This is a genomic window from Leptospira mtsangambouensis (assembly GCF_004770475.1).
In the GTDB taxonomy this organism is placed as follows: Bacteria; Spirochaetota; Leptospiria; order Leptospirales; family Leptospiraceae; genus Leptospira_A; species Leptospira_A mtsangambouensis.
The window spans coordinates 881569-895665 of the sequence record NZ_RQHK01000002.1 but is presented as its reverse complement, the minus strand read 5'-3'; the positions used below and the strand labels follow the sequence as shown (position 1 = coordinate 895665).

The 14097-nt window shown below is 37.8% G+C and carries 14 protein-coding genes; 7 read left to right on the top strand and 7 right to left on the bottom strand.

The genetic code is table 11. The features are described 5' to 3' along the window. Positions 1-49 precede the first annotated feature (49 nt). Both EHR01_RS04075 and EHR01_RS04070 read left to right on the top strand, forming a co-directional pair. Positions 50-1228, top strand: a complete 1179-nt coding sequence (locus EHR01_RS04075) for a hypothetical protein (protein ID WP_244309970.1) — start codon at positions 50-52, stop codon at positions 1226-1228. After that, complete coding sequence (locus EHR01_RS04070; protein ID WP_135693330.1) at positions 1225-2184, top strand: glycosyltransferase family 2 protein; 960 nt, start codon at positions 1225-1227, stop codon at positions 2182-2184. Before EHR01_RS04075 ends, EHR01_RS04070 begins: the two co-directional genes overlap by 4 nt. Before the next feature lie 178 nt (positions 2185-2362). On the opposite strand, the gene EHR01_RS04065 is transcribed toward EHR01_RS04070, so the two are convergent. From EHR01_RS04065 to EHR01_RS04055, 3 genes are read right to left on the bottom strand one after another with little or no spacing between them, the layout of a single operon-like run. Continuing rightward, positions 2363-3094, bottom strand: coding sequence for a succinate dehydrogenase/fumarate reductase iron-sulfur subunit (locus tag EHR01_RS04065; protein WP_135693329.1), 732 nt, complete (start codon positions 3092-3094; stop codon positions 2363-2365). Positions 3095-3102: 8 nt separating this feature from the next. Next, entirely contained in the window at positions 3103-5028 is a 1926-nt protein-coding gene (locus EHR01_RS04060; protein ID WP_135583488.1) for a fumarate reductase/succinate dehydrogenase flavoprotein subunit, read from the bottom strand. 18 nt (positions 5029-5046) lie between these two features. Then, positions 5047-5736: a succinate dehydrogenase cytochrome b subunit gene (locus tag EHR01_RS04055; protein ID WP_135693328.1), complete on the bottom strand. Its 690-nt coding sequence runs from the start codon at positions 5734-5736 to the stop codon at positions 5047-5049. Between the two features lie 239 nt (positions 5737-5975). Here EHR01_RS04055 and EHR01_RS04050 point away from each other — a divergent pair, with 239 nt between their 5' ends. Both EHR01_RS04050 and EHR01_RS04045 read left to right on the top strand, forming a co-directional pair. After that, positions 5976-6440 (top strand): hypothetical protein, encoded by a 465-nt coding sequence (locus EHR01_RS04050; RefSeq protein WP_244309969.1) that lies wholly within the window; start codon positions 5976-5978, stop codon positions 6438-6440. 112 nt (positions 6441-6552) lie between these two features. Continuing rightward, positions 6553-8748, top strand: coding sequence for a SulP family inorganic anion transporter (locus EHR01_RS04045; RefSeq protein ID WP_135693327.1), 2196 nt, complete (start codon positions 6553-6555; stop codon positions 8746-8748). 62 nt (positions 8749-8810) lie between these two features. On the opposite strand, the gene EHR01_RS04040 is transcribed toward EHR01_RS04045, so the two are convergent. Beyond that, positions 8811-9194: a DoxX family membrane protein gene (locus tag EHR01_RS04040; RefSeq protein WP_135693325.1), complete on the bottom strand. Its 384-nt coding sequence runs from the start codon at positions 9192-9194 to the stop codon at positions 8811-8813. 213 nt (positions 9195-9407) lie between these two features. On the opposite strand from EHR01_RS04040, the gene EHR01_RS04035 reads away from it, so the two are divergent. Continuing rightward, positions 9408-9995, top strand: coding sequence for a hypothetical protein (locus EHR01_RS04035; protein ID WP_135693324.1), 588 nt, complete (start codon positions 9408-9410; stop codon positions 9993-9995). A 31-nt stretch (positions 9996-10026) separates the two neighbouring features. Here EHR01_RS04035 and EHR01_RS04030 read toward each other — a convergent pair whose 3' ends face one another. After that, on the bottom strand, positions 10027-10938 hold the full coding sequence (locus EHR01_RS04030) for a Rieske 2Fe-2S domain-containing protein (protein ID WP_167482922.1): 912 nt from the start codon (positions 10936-10938) through the stop codon (positions 10027-10029). Beyond that, positions 10935-11903, bottom strand: a complete 969-nt coding sequence (locus EHR01_RS04025; protein ID WP_135693322.1) for a hypothetical protein — start codon at positions 11901-11903, stop codon at positions 10935-10937. The genes EHR01_RS04030 and EHR01_RS04025 overlap by 4 nt, the downstream gene beginning before the upstream one ends. 76 nt (positions 11904-11979) lie before the next feature. Here EHR01_RS04025 and EHR01_RS04020 point away from each other — a divergent pair, with 76 nt between their 5' ends. After that, positions 11980-12618, top strand: a complete 639-nt coding sequence (locus tag EHR01_RS04020) for a phosphatase PAP2 family protein (RefSeq protein WP_135693320.1) — start codon at positions 11980-11982, stop codon at positions 12616-12618. Here the strand turns inward: EHR01_RS04020 and EHR01_RS04015 are convergent. After that, entirely contained in the window at positions 12556-13410 is an 855-nt protein-coding gene (locus EHR01_RS04015) for a fatty acid desaturase family protein (RefSeq protein ID WP_167482921.1), read from the bottom strand. The two genes, EHR01_RS04020 and EHR01_RS04015, sit on opposite strands and share 63 nt — an antisense overlap. Positions 13411-13507: 97 nt before the next feature. On the opposite strand from EHR01_RS04015, the gene EHR01_RS04010 reads away from it, so the two are divergent. Next, entirely contained in the window at positions 13508-14095 is a 588-nt protein-coding gene (locus EHR01_RS04010) for a YybH family protein (RefSeq protein WP_135693316.1), read from the top strand. Positions 14096-14097: the final 2 nt, after the last annotated feature.

The window sequence follows — 14097 nt, the reverse complement described above, 5'->3', positions numbered from 1 at the left end:
ACCCAAGCGTCCACTGCCCATGAATCCAAACAAACAAGCTTGATATCCATTGAATTTTGTTCCTTATGATCGTATGGATCCTTCCCGTTTTTTCCCCTCACTTCCGATCCACATTTCAGAAATCCCCTTTACGATTTTGGATTCATTCGTATCTAAAGCGGAGAAAACCGCTCGCTCTCTAGACACTCCTTCAATTCCAACACTCCATTTCATTAGGGATGACTTACTGCCTTTTGGTTTTGGAACCAAGTGGAGGAAAACACAAGGGATCCTCCAGTATTTGCAAAAGAATCGAATCCAAAAAGTGCTTCTATGGGGTGCTATCCATGGAAACTATTTGGCAAGTTTTACAACCATTCTCCGTAAGAATGGATTCACTGTAGATACGATTGCCTATACAAGGGATCCCCATCTTCGGTCGTATAACGAAAGATTGGTTCGAGGGCATTCTCATACTTTGGTTTGTTATGCGAACAGAAAGGTTACCTTTGATGATTGGTTGGCAAAAGAAAAAGAGTATCAAGGACTCTCTTTACCGGAATTTGGAATCCACTCGGGGCAAAACCTTGGACTCCGCTCCTTTTGGCAGGAGATAGAGAAAAAAATAATCCAGTTTCTTGATACCTCTCAGCCGAAGTTTCAACGACACAAAATAAATGCCATTCTCCGAATGGAAATTGGATCTGGGGCTACCTTTCTCTCCGCCTTTGATTTTTTTTATGGAACTTCTCTCCTTGTCCAAGGAGTGATGGTCGGAGAAAACAAAGAAACTTGGCAAAAAAAAACGGAGGATTTACAAAAACAGTTGGGACTAAAAATCATTCCGATCCCAACAGAACAAATATTAGAAATTCCAAAAGAGGGAAAGAATTCCGAAGCCCATTTACAATTCGATAACAATCGAAACAAAACAACGGTTTCTTTTGGCAAACAGTCTAAGTCTCAAAAAGAATGGATTCGAGAGTTTTATCGAAATACGAATATCCTCTTAGAGCCGATTTATAGTGGAATGACGGTTAAACCCTTACTGCGAGAACTAAACGAGATGCAGATAACAACAATGTCCAAGCCGTTGCCAACTCCATCAGAATCATTGCCAAATCCTCCTTCCTCTTTATCTTCCGGTACGAATCCAATCTCTTCGATACAACCAGTTCCCATTTTTTACCTCCACCAAGGAGGCCAAATCCAACATCTAGATTTGATTTTGGAAAAGGATCACCAATGAATTCTTTCGATAGACCGCTTGTTTCCATTATTATACCCACCTATAACCGAAAGACCGTCGTCGACAGAGCCATCGAATCAGTGATAAAACAAACCTATCCCCACTGGGAACTCCATATTGTCGATGATGGATCGGACGATGATACATGGAAAGACCTCCTTTCCAAACTTCCTGGTTGGAAAGGGAAGCTATCTTCCTTTGGCAGAAATCATAAATCCATCCAGATCCACCAAACAGAACATAGGGGAGTGAGTGGGGCAAGAAACTTTGGAATGGGAAGGGCAGAAGGTGAGTGGATTGCCTTTTTAGATTCGGATGACGAGTGGTTTCCCGAGAAACTTTCCAAACAAATGGAATTTCATAAATCCCATCCAGAATTTTTCTTTTCCCAAACGAGAGAGGTCTGGAACAAAAAAGGCAATTTAATGGAGCCCAAAGGAAAATACAGGAAACTCTCTGGATGGTTTTTAGAAGAGTCATTGGATAATTGTATGGTAACAACATCTAGTTTTTTGGCCCATAAACCAACCCTGGAAACCATCGGAGGATTTCGCATCGAACTACCCGTATGCGAAGATTACGATTTATGGAACCGGATTTTGTTATCTGGCCATCCCATTGGTTTACTCGACGAAAACTTAATGATCCGTTACGGTGGTAGCGATGACCAACTTTCGAATCAATACCAAGCTCTCGAAAGATTTCGTTTGTATTCGCTACTACTTACGAAAGAAGAATTCAGGGTCATTGGAAAATGGGAATTATTAGAACCACTTACAAAGTCCCTTTTCCAAAACGCCATCCAATCGAGACTTAAGACCATTCTCCAAGGTCGTGTCAAACGAGGAAAAGAAATAGAATGGATCCAACGTTTGATGACTGATTTTTTATCAGATAAACCAATTTCAAAAATGGATTTAGAATCATTGTTAGATGAGAATCAATTTGAGTTTTGAGTGAACTAGACTTCTAGAGAAGCCAAAAAAATAAATCATTCTAATTTCTGAATTCGCTCAAAAGATTATAAAAAAACCCGACTGTTTCCAATCGGGTTTATATCGCTTCGTGACAAAACGAATCTCTTTGCAAATAAAACTCCCCAAGAAAGAAATCTTCTTCCTAAGGGCAATTCAATTAGCTTGCGATAAATTCTCTGTTAAGTCTAGTGATAAAGTTCACCGAAATTTCTTTCGGACAAGCTGCTTCACATTCGTATTGGTTTGTACAATTTCCAAATCCTTCTTTATCCATTGCATTTACCATTTTACGAACACGTTCTTTCTTTTCGACCACACCTTGCGGGAGGAGTGCCAAATGTGATACTTTTGCGGATACAAAAAGCATCGCCGAAGCATTTTTACAAGCTGCTACACAAGCCCCACATCCAATACAAGTTGCCGCGTCCATCGCAAGGTCAGCATCCACTTTTGGAATCGGCAGTGCATTTCCGTCAGGTGCTCCACCCGTGTTGATGGATACATAACCACCCGCTTGGATGATGCGATCAAAAGCAGAACGATCCACTAGAAGGTCTTTTACCACAGGGAAAGCTTTGGCTCTCCACGGTTCGATAAAAATGGTATCTCCATCTTTGAACTTACGCATATGCAATTGGCAAGTGGTAGTCCCTTTTTCTGGACCATGAGGAACCCCATTGATTACCATGGAACATGCCCCACAAATTCCTTCGCGGCAGTCATGGTCAAAAGCAATCGGCTCATCACCTTTTTTGATTAGGTCATCGTTCACAACATCCAACATCTCAAGAAAAGACATATGTTCGCTGATGTTGTTTGCTTCATAACTCACCATGCGACCTTTATCGTTTTTATTTTTTTGTCGCCAAACTTTAAGGTGTAACTTCATTGTATCCATTATTTGTAGCTCCTTACGGCTAGGTGGATGTTTTCATACTCGAGTTTTTCGCGGTGTTCTACAGGAGCCTTTCCTTCACCTTTATATTCCCAAGCAGTTACGTGACAGAATTTATCATCGTTACGTTTTGCTTCACCATCTTCGGTTTGGTGTTCCTCACGGAAGTGACCCCCGCAAGATTCCTCTCTTGTGAGCGCATCTAAACAGAGTAGTTCACCAAACTCTAAATAGTCGGCAACGCGACCTGCTTTTTCTAACTCTTGGTTGAGCTCAGATCCAGATCCGGCAACTTTTACGTTTTTCCAAAATTCCTCTCTCAGTTCAGGAATTTTTTTCAAGGCATCTTTGAGGCCTTTTTCGTTACGTGCCATACCACACTGATCCCACATAATTTTACCAAGGGCTCTATGGAAATCATCCGGAGTTTTTTTACCGTTGATTGCTAATAATTTATTAGTCATCTCACGAACACGGGCTTCTGCTTCTTTAAACTCAGGTCTGTCTGTAGAAATGTTTTTATGACCTTCTTTAGCGAAATAATCACCAATGGTATAAGGAATCACAAAGTACCCATCAGCGAGACCTTGCATGAGAGCAGATGCTCCGAGTCGGTTCGCACCATGATCAGAGAAGTTTGCTTCTCCAAGAACGTGAAGGCCAGGAATATTGGACATGAGGTTGTAATCCACCCAAAGACCACCCATCGTATAGTGAACTGCAGGGTAAATACGCATTGGCACTTTGTAAGGGTTTTCTCCCGTAATACGTTCATACATTTGGAAGAGGTTGTCGTAACGGTCAGCTACTACTGGTTCACCCAATCGTTTGATGGAATCAGAAAAATCTAAATACACACCAAGTCGTTTGTCACCGACCTTCGGTCCTACACCAAGACCATTGTCACAAGCTTCTTTGGCAGAGCGGGAAGAGATATCGCGAGGTGCTAAGTTTCCGTAAGAAGGGTATTTTCTTTCAAGGTAATAATCTCTTTCGTCTTCAGGAATTTCGTGAGGAGCACGGAGATCATCTTTTTTCTTAGGAACCCAAACCCGTCCGTCGTTACGGAGAGATTCAGACATAAGAGTTAGTTTGGATTGGTAGTCTCCTGCTTGTGGGATACAAGTAGGGTGAATTTGCGTATAACAAGGGTTTGCAAATCCTGCCCCTTTTTTGTAGGCACGATAAGTAGCAGTTACGTTTGATCCTTTTGCATTGGTAGAAAGGTAAAATACGTTTCCGTATCCGCCGGATGCGAGAATGACAGCATCTCCTGCGTGGGAAGAAATTTCACCAGTCACTAGATCACGAACTACGATTCCTTTGGCGTGACCATCAACAAGAACTAGTTCCAACATCTCTGTTCTTGGATACATTTTCACTGCACCACGAGAGATTTGTTTTTCAAGAGCCGAGTAGGCGCCAAGTAACAACTGTTGGCCAGTTTGTCCTTTTGCATAAAAAGTACGGGATACTTGCGCTCCACCAAAAGACCGGTTGGATAGGGTTCCGCCATACTCACGGGCAAAAGGAACTCCTTGTGCCACACACTGGTCAATGATGTTTGTGGATTCATGAGCCAATCGATAAACGTTTGCTTCACGAGCACGGAAGTCACCACCTTTTACAGTGTCATAGAACAACCGATATACGGAGTCACCATCATTTTGGTAATTCTTTGCCGCATTGATACCACCTTGGGCAGCAATGGAGTGAGCTCGTCTTGGGCTATCTTGGAAACAAAAAACTGAAACTTGGTATCCAAGTTCAGAGAGTGTAGCAGCAGCAGAAGCTCCTGCAAGTCCTGTTCCCACGATAATGACTTTATACTTACGTTTGTTTGCCGGGTTTACAAGTTTGATGTCTTGTTTGTGTTTATCCCATTTTTGTTCTAATGGACCCGACGGAATTTTTGCGTCTAATTTCATAACTTCTCCTAAAAACCCTTAACGGACATACCCGAGTAAAATCGAGATCGGCATGGAACAGTTTCCCAGGAAAATGATAAGACCAAGTCCTGTAGAAGCTTTCTGAATGGCTGGGTTGTGTTTTGGTGCAAGGATTCCCAATGTTTGTAACATAGATCCCAACGCATGAGAAAAATGAAGAGCAAGGAAAACCATAAATATGATATAAGTTCCGGAAATGATTGGATCTTGAAATCCGAGGATCACCATTGCATATACGTCATGAACCACATCTCCATTTTTGAGAATGTACTCATAAGTGTAATGTTCCGGATTCGTAATTCCTAAAGTAAAATGTGCCAAGTGGTAAACAAGGAATGTGAGTAAAAGGAGTCCACTATAAGCCATTGTGCGAGAAGCAACAGAAGCTTGGATGGTAGAACCTTTTGCATAAGACACAGGCCTTGCTTTTGAGTTTTCAATTTTAAGAAGAATGGCGGTGCATACGTGCCCAAAAAAGGCAACAATCAGTCCAATCCTTGCTACCCATAGTAGCGGTCCTAAATCTTTGAGAAACTTTGCGTAGGTGTTTAATTTTTCTGGTCCTTGGAAAACTTGAAGGTTTCCGACCATATGAAGGATCACGAACCCAAACCAGATAAATCCGGTAATGGCCATTATGATCTTCTTTCCAATTGAGGATCGAAAGAAGTCTAGACTCAACGTCATTGAAGAGCTCCTGTAGAGTGTAGGTGTAAATTTTTCTATTACGTCCAGTTTCAGACTGATTCCACTTCCCGTAAATTCATAAATCTTCACTGAATAAATCTTGGCGATTTGAGTTTGTTTCTCAATAAGGATCAGAGAAATCCCAAACTTGAAAAGGGGTTGAGTTGGGGCCAGAGGCCAGTGATTGTAGCAAAATCTTGCGAAGAGAACAAAAAGGGAACAATCAGATTCTTCATTCCTTGTCCAAGACGGCCATTTTATATTGTTTTTTCTTCCTTTCCATTCAATGTTCCAAACCCAGTGGGAATTTTCCTGAAAATCGAAAGGCTTATTTACGTGAAGTAGGATTGCCGATCCTTGTGACCATTCGTCCACGCCACAAAATTAGTACAAAAGAATTACAGTTGTTTGTCAAAACAGAAAACCTAACAAACATTAATATATCAAAATTTCAGATTTTATTCTTTGCTCTCGACCTACAAAAACAAATTTTAATTCCAGAAGACAAAAAAACTCCAGAGTTGATTTGTTCGATCGAAAAAAAAATCCAACCCAATGTAATTCTTAAATGCCATGTAGGTCCTTATGTTTATACAAACCTATGGTCTTCGATCCAAATTCAATCTATTTCATTTACGACAGAGGATCAAATTCGCCATGTGATCAGCGAAGAAGACTTAGATGACGTGACTGTTTGGTTATAAGATTTAGTCATTTTATTTCAAAAAAAATTCATCGAGAATTTAAAAATAGAAAAGAATCAAATCCATTGGTGTTGACACCCAATTCATAAAATTTTAATATTCCCAGACCATTATGTTTTCAAAAATCAAAAATGATCTCCCTTCAGGCTTAGTTGTATTCTTAGTTGCACTCCCACTTTGTTTGGGTGTTGCCTTAGCAAGTGGAGCCCCATTACTTTCCGGAGTGATTTCGGGGGTCATCGGTGGAGTGATCGTTGGGATTCTCAGTCATTCGAGTACAAGTGTCAGTGGACCAGCAGCTGGGCTTGTGACTTTGGTGTTGGCTGCAATTGCCGGTCTTGGTGATTATCATACTTTTCTTCTTGCCGTTTTTCTTGCTGGATTTATTCAAATCACGATTGGTTTTTTAAGAGGTGGATTCATTGCAAATTACATTCCTTCGAATGTGATCCAAGGATTACTCGCATCCATTGGAATCATCCTTATCTTAAAACAAATTCCACATGCCGTGGGATTCGACGTAGACCCAGAAGAGGATTTTATCTTTTTTCAAAAAGATGGAGAAAACACATTCTCTGAACTTTTTAATATCATCAATTTTTTTTCCTGGGGAGCTGTTTTCATTGCCGTTTCTTCTCTGGCACTTATCTTTACCTATGATAAGGCAAAATGGAAACCTTTAAAGTTTTTGCCTTCACCAGTCCTTGTCATTCTTTTGGGAGTGTTTCTAAACGGTATTTTTCAAATTTACTTTCCTGGACTTTATCTTTCTGAAAAACATTTAGTCTCGATACCCAATATCAAGAACTGGGAATCTGTTTTTTTCTTTCCCAATTTTTCTGCCATCTTGGATAGTAAGGTTTGGTATTTTGCCTTTACAATTGCTGCCTTTGCAACTCTCGAAACTTTACTTAATTTAGATGCTGTCGAAAGGATTGACCCTCACAAAAGGTTGGCATCACCAAACAGAGAACTTGTGGCACAAGGTATAGGAAACTCGCTCTCTGGTTTGATTGGGGGTCTACCGATTACTTCTGTGATTGTTAGAAGTTCTGTAAATATTTATGCGGGAGCAGAATCAAAACTATCAACAATATTCCACGGAATTCTTTTGTCCGTTAGTGTAGTTTTTTTTGGATCTTTTTTAAACCTAATTCCACTTTCTTCATTAGCTATAATTTTAATTGTTACTGGCTTTAAACTAACAAACTTAAGTTTATACAAATCCATTTACAATAAAGGAATTTACCAATTTCTCCCTTTTATAGCAACGATTATAGCAATCATCTTTACTGATCTTCTAACAGGTGTATTAATTGGGCTTTCCATCAGTTTTATATTCATTCTCAAAAACAATTACAAAAATCCATTTTCTGTGGAAACGGAAACTCTAAATATTGGTGAAACCATAAGGATAGAACTTCCAAACCAAGTATCTTTTTTAAACAGAGCATCCATTAAAGACACTCTTTGGGCCTTGCCTGAAAATTCCAAATTGATAGTAGATGCATCAAACTGCAATTTTATTGACCATGATATTTTAGAAGTTTTAGAAGAGTTTAAAACGGTGGTTTCTGTAGAGAAAAAAATCCAACTAAATCTAATTGGATTAAAAGATTCTTATGAACTGAGTGATCAAGTTCAGTTTGTCAATATTTTAGACAAAGAAGCACAACAGAAATTAACTCCTGATGAAATTTTGGATTTTTTGAAACGAGGGAACGAACGGTTTGTCAAAGGGAAATGGTCGGAAAAATACTTCAAACACCAAGTGAATGCCACCGCTTTTGGACAAAATCCCATTGCAGTAGTTTTATCTTGTATTGATTCTCGAACCAGTCCCGAAATTATTTTTGATGCAGGTCTTGGTGATATCATATCAATTCGTATTGCAGGGAATATCGTTAACGAAGAAATACTTGGAAGTTTAGAGTTGTCCTGCGACAAAATAGGGACAAAGTTAATTGTCGTTCTTGGACATTCTAATTGTGGGGCAGTTTCAAGTGCTCTTTATGCTCTTCGAGAAGGAAACATCGCAAGCATCACAAACAAAATTCAAAAAGCAATTGATGAATCAGAAAAAATCATCCATCCCATCCAAAAAGAAAACGAACATATTTTCAATCATGTTGTAAAAGCAAATGTGAAAAATTCCATCCAGGAAATTTTAACTAAGAGTCCATTTTTATTAGGAAAAGTGAATTCTAAAGAAATCAAAATTGTCTCAGGTTTTTATGATACTTCTTCTGGCGAAGTCCAGTTTTTTGAATCGATAGAACCAGTGGGGAAAGGAAAAAATTTGATTTAATGAGCATGTAACACCCCCAGACAAAAAATCAATATCGTTGCCTGGGTAGTGGTCTATTTTGTTTATTTATATACAGGTACAAACAATGGTTTGTATGCATTACGATTGACGTAAGCAATAAAAGCATTGGCAACAACAACAAAAATTCCAACAGGGATTCCTTCAGGGGCAATCATGATGTGAACAAAGAAAATGTTCACAACAATAGGTGCAATGACAACAGAAGCCAGTGGAACAAACCTACCTGACAAAAACGCAATCGCACAAACTAACTCCGTTACTTTAATGAGGGTCATTAAATAACCGGAGGCCTTGATACCATCATTGAATACTTTTAAATCACCCGTAGTTTCTGGTTGTTGGACCAAGTTAAAGAGAATTACCACGGAAGAAAAAAGGAATAATGCACCAAGCAAAACCCTAACGACTATATAAGCAATTTTCATACCATTTTCCTTTGAATGTTCTTTTTTCCAAACTAGGACTATCCAAAAAATCGTCCTCGTTTTCCGAATTATGAACAAAACAAATAGAAAGTCACTATGTTTTCAAAGATTCTAAATATCAAAAACCGAATTGAGAGGAAACTTTTCGGGTTTTTTCTGAACTAAGCTGCAATAAACTCGTTGTTTGGTGACATTGATTTGTGGGCTATATTTATGAAATATCGATTTCACCTTGCTTCAGCTATGTTCTGTTTGTTGGCTAATTGCGTAGCAACTTCCCGTACGGATTTTCCACAGACAGATCGATCAGAAAATTCGCTACGACTCCAATATGCACAGGAGCTAGAAACAAAAGTTTTAAAAGTAGGTCCATCACAAGAAATTTCAATCGGACAATTTGCACTCCAATCACTGTCAAACACGAGCCCTCGTTATTTTTCCGTTAGTTCTTTATCACCTCTCAAATCCAATGACCCACTGGAACCTGGTGTAATTGTGTTAAGAAAAGTCCAAGTGGACCGATCTCTGGAATTTGAAGACGGAACTACTAAATTTCGTCATGCCACCTTTGCTTCGATTGTCGAGTTTTTGGTGATTAGTCCTTTGGGAGAACAACAGAGAATCTTAGGACATTCTGAACAAATCATATCCAGAACTATTCCTTTTAGCGCTGATGACAAGGAGTCAAAAGACAAAATTGCAACAAGCATCCAGTCGGCAATTGAGGAAGGTTTAAGACAAATCGTCTCTTTAAAGGAATTTCCGTCTTTTTTTAAGAGTCAGAATATGTTTCAAAGGTAAGTTGGTATAAGAAAAAAATCCCGAAGGGCTGTCAAATTGGTTCATTTATCGATTTTAAATAATCACCAATGATACTAAGGTATGGGTCTTTCTTCAAATTTTCATGATTCACATTCATTCCTTCTAATGGTTTGATATCTGCCAATAAAAATCGCTTAAATAAAAAACCGGCAAAAAACATTCGTATAGAATTTAAAAAGGGAAAACTTTTTTTCTGAATGAGAATACCTGAAATCATTGTGTGAGATGGAAAAGGATTGAGTGATAATAGTAACTGACTTTTGAATTTACCTAAGTCAGATTCTACGGTAAACAAATATCCGTGATATGTCTGAATGCGCACTTTAATATGATTATTAGAAATCCATTTCATTATATAATCAGAGAATTTGGTTCCAATTACCTCCGAATTGTATCGAAATTCTAAAATATTCTTTTTTTTATCCCAACGAATTTGTGGCTCATCAACTAACCTACGTTTGTGAACATATTCCAAGTGAATAGGATCGAATGCATTGATCAAAATAGCTTCCCAATTGGTAAAAATTTTCTTTCCAGGGAAACTCTCATACATTTGTTCCAGTTTGGGAATGAGATTCAATTCAGGAAAAATTGGATTTGAATTTCTTCCAAAATAAACAAATACGGAACCAAACTCTTCTTTTGTGATAAATCTTTTTTGTTTGTATAAACCCAATTTAGATTTCAAAGAATTTCCGTTGGAATCAAAACAAATTTCATGTAATGAACAACGTATTCCATCTTTAGACCAGGTTGCATTTCCAAGGTGAGCTCCTAAATGAGAGCAATGAGCTTCTAGTGCGACGATTTCATTCTCTACATTTCGAAAGAGAACAAAGTCCTGAAATTTAGTAGGAAACGAAATTACTTTTCCTTGTGGTAATTCTTTAGCAGAACAAACCAAAAACCAAACTTCTTTCAAAATAACCATCCCTTCTGCAAGGCATGAAAAATTTGGTGTAAAAGATTTGAAATTTTTGGTGAACGGAAATAGTGATCTGCCCCCCAAACAGGGATTATCTTAGATTCCGGCAATATAGCATCTAAAAGCAGAGTAATTCCATCATTAGGACCAAACCTAGATAGGTACTGATAACGCCCGCGGATCGTACCTTTTAAATGAGATTCTATAGGGAATCCAACAACAGATACTGTTTTTAAATGTTTTGGAATCGAATATGATTGATTCAACAATTCAGATTGAAGGGAGAAATCCGAAACAAATTCGAGAGGAATCCCAACGACATTTAACAATGACTTGCTGAAGAAATTTTTTACTTTAGAATTTCCTACAAAACGTTCTACTAAGTGCAAACCTTTATGTACCCCACAAATGGAAATCCATAATTTGACTTTTGAACTAATTTCAGGGTAGGACTCTAAAAAAACACGAAAATCGGAACTACCTTTGCTAAAAGAAAAAACATACAAGGGTTCTTTTTCTTTCTTTATGGTATCTAATATGATTTTTACATTTTCGCTAATTTTGCCTTTGCTAAGTACTGGAATTTTGGATGCTTCTAATCCAAACTTTTTTGCAATTGATAGAATTAACGAGCCATCACCAGCATATTCCGGTAATTCTTCATAGAGACCAGCAGGTACAACTAGCACCTTACCCTTAATTTTACCAAAGTTTCCAGATTCAGGTGCAAACGACTCAAGTTTTTTATAAAACGAAGTAGATTCGGAACGATTGCGAATCAGGTCATAAAGAAAAGCTGTTGCCAAATCGATTCCATACGTCTTTTGTATTTCCAAAAGTTGATTTGCTTCAAAATTCCGAAAATTGATTTTTGGAAAAATTGATTTAGCTTTTAGAAATAAATCTGTCTCATCTAATACGGTAGCAGGGATTTCCTTTTGCAATAGACGAATTAACGACATATAGCGAAATTACGAATCAAAAAAGATTCGTCCACAGAAATTAACAAAGCGAGCTTAAGAAATAATTCCAAATTTTATGAAAATTCCAAACAAAAAAGAAATAACTTATTATTTTACTCATTTCTTTTGGCTTTCTCTTCTGTTTGTTGCATCCTATGGATATACAAATCATTTTGCGTCACAGAGAACCGACCATTTCGAATTATACATGGATATAGAGAAGAGAATTCCTTTTTTACCTGGCTGGATTTTAGTTTACTTTTCCATCAATGGATTCTTTGTTCTACCTTTGTTTTATTTAAACAAAGGAGAAATGCGATTGTTATCTCAATGTTTTGTTTGGATCACGATCTTTGCTTCAATTTGTTTTTTGGTTTTTCCAATGCGGCTTGGCTATACAAAACCCGGATCCATCACCACTTTTCCGTTAATCTACAAACTTTTTTATACTATTGAAAAACCTCATAATCTATTTCCATCTTTACATATTGCATATTCATCTCTCATCCTTCGATTTGTTATTAAAAAAACGAATCACACTGAAAAACTAATATTTCTATTTTGGTTTATCTTTTTAGTATTTTCCGTTCTTTTTACGCACCAACATCACATTTCTGACATTTTTGGTGGAATGATGCTTACTTATCTTGTTTTAAAAATTACGATGTACTGGCAAGGGAAGAGGAGGGGCCTCATCGGTAGAGATAGGTCCTAACCACATTTTCAAATATTGTTTTAAATAAGATCGATCCGCTTTCCTTTTTTTTCCCAGTTTTGATAAAAAAATCCAAGGGAACTCTGGATATTCGTGGTGTTCCCTATCCCAATTCCCATTTAACAAAAGTAATTCGTGCCATCTAGATGTTTTTAAATTAAAAGCCCCTTCAATTACTTTTCTTTCGGTATATGCATGAGTGATGTATTGACGAGTTGACCAGTTAATCCCAAATAAAAAATAAAGTATAAAAATTGCCATTGGTTCCATAAGCCCAATGTAAAAAATTAAACTCCAAAGAATCAAAATTCCTGCTGTTTCCCATCGAATTTTTGGAATATCCGAAGGTTGAAGGTCTTCTAACATAACTTTCGTGCTCAATCGATTTTGAAAAATTTTCCAATTACGAGCATTAGGAAAAAAAGCAACTAACAGATTCCCAAGCACTGCACTCGGCCAAAAAAAACCAAGTAGAATCGAATACCATTGAAAATATTTAACCATTCGATGATCGCTCTTTGAGATTAAATCAAAGGATTCATAAATGGTTCGATTGTATGCATGATGTTTGGAATGAGTCACTTGCACCAAGGTAAAGGAAATCGGAAACAAAAATCCAGAAAGTATCCCGCCTAAATAGTTGAGTCGAGGATTTTTGTGGAAGTTTCCATGTGCTGCTTCATGTAGGAGAGCATAATTTGTCAAAAGAAGAAACGAAAGTGCTACCAAACAAACGATAGTTTGGGGACTAAATGAGGAATCTTTAATGTAAAAGAATGTAACAAAATACAAAAAGTAAATCAATCCCTGGATGGCGAAATTTAATCTTCCTGGAATCAAATTTCTTATCTTGACAAATGTTTTAATGATGATCCTCTCTAAAATCCGTATGAAATCTCTCAGAATTCTCCTTCTTTTTCCAATCATTTTCGCAATCTCCTCACAATTATTTGCAGAAGATCCCGTACATAGCGAATTGAGAAAATTTAAAACTGATTTAGAATCGGCAATGAAAGAAAAAGATATTGCCAAAATTATACCCTTCATCCACCCAAATGCCGTAGTGACTTTCGCTAATGCGGAGGCCGTCCGAGGACCTGAGGGTGTCGCAAATTATTTAAAAAGAATGTTAGCTGGTCCAAACAAAGTGGTCAGTAAGTTCGGGACAAATATTAACGTTGATGAACTTACCATTTTATACGGAGGGGGAACCGTCGGAATTTCCTTTGGCGGATCAGATGATTATTTTGAGCTAACAGAAGGGATTTCCTTCCATTCCAAAAGCAGATGGACTGCCACTTTGGTGAAAGAAAAGGGAAAATGGCTAATTGCCTCGGCTCATGTTTCCATGAATTTATTTGATAACCCTCTCCTAACGGCTGCTAAAAATAGTTTGTATTGGATTGCTTGTATTACCTTTCTCATTGGATTAGGTTTAGGGATTGGTTCTGGGAAATTCTTTTTCAAAAAAGGATAACC

Bases quoted from the DNA above. Each gene is read 5' to 3' on its own strand.
- EHR01_RS04070 (WP_135693330.1), top strand. From the start codon at position 1,225: ATGAATTCTTTCGATAGACCGCTTGTTTCCATTATTATACCCACCTAT.
- EHR01_RS04065 (WP_135693329.1), bottom strand. From the start codon at position 3,094: ATGAAGTTACACCTTAAAGTTTGGCGACAAAAAAATAAAAACGATAAA.
- EHR01_RS04060 (WP_135583488.1), bottom strand. From the start codon at position 5,028: ATGAAATTAGACGCAAAAATTCCGTCGGGTCCATTAGAACAAAAATGG.
- EHR01_RS04055 (WP_135693328.1), bottom strand. From the start codon at position 5,736: ATGACGTTGAGTCTAGACTTCTTTCGATCCTCAATTGGAAAGAAGATC.
- EHR01_RS04045 (WP_135693327.1), top strand. From the start codon at position 6,553: ATGTTTTCAAAAATCAAAAATGATCTCCCTTCAGGCTTAGTTGTATTC.
- EHR01_RS04040 (WP_135693325.1), bottom strand. From the start codon at position 9,194: ATGAAAATTGCTTATATAGTCGTTAGGGTTTTGCTTGGTGCATTATTC.
- EHR01_RS04035 (WP_135693324.1), top strand. From the start codon at position 9,408: ATGAAATATCGATTTCACCTTGCTTCAGCTATGTTCTGTTTGTTGGCT.
- EHR01_RS04025 (WP_135693322.1), bottom strand. From the start codon at position 11,903: ATGTCGTTAATTCGTCTATTGCAAAAGGAAATCCCTGCTACCGTATTA.
- EHR01_RS04020 (WP_135693320.1), top strand. From the start codon at position 11,980: ATGAAAATTCCAAACAAAAAAGAAATAACTTATTATTTTACTCATTTC.
- EHR01_RS04010 (WP_135693316.1), top strand. From the start codon at position 13,508: ATGAAATCTCTCAGAATTCTCCTTCTTTTTCCAATCATTTTCGCAATC.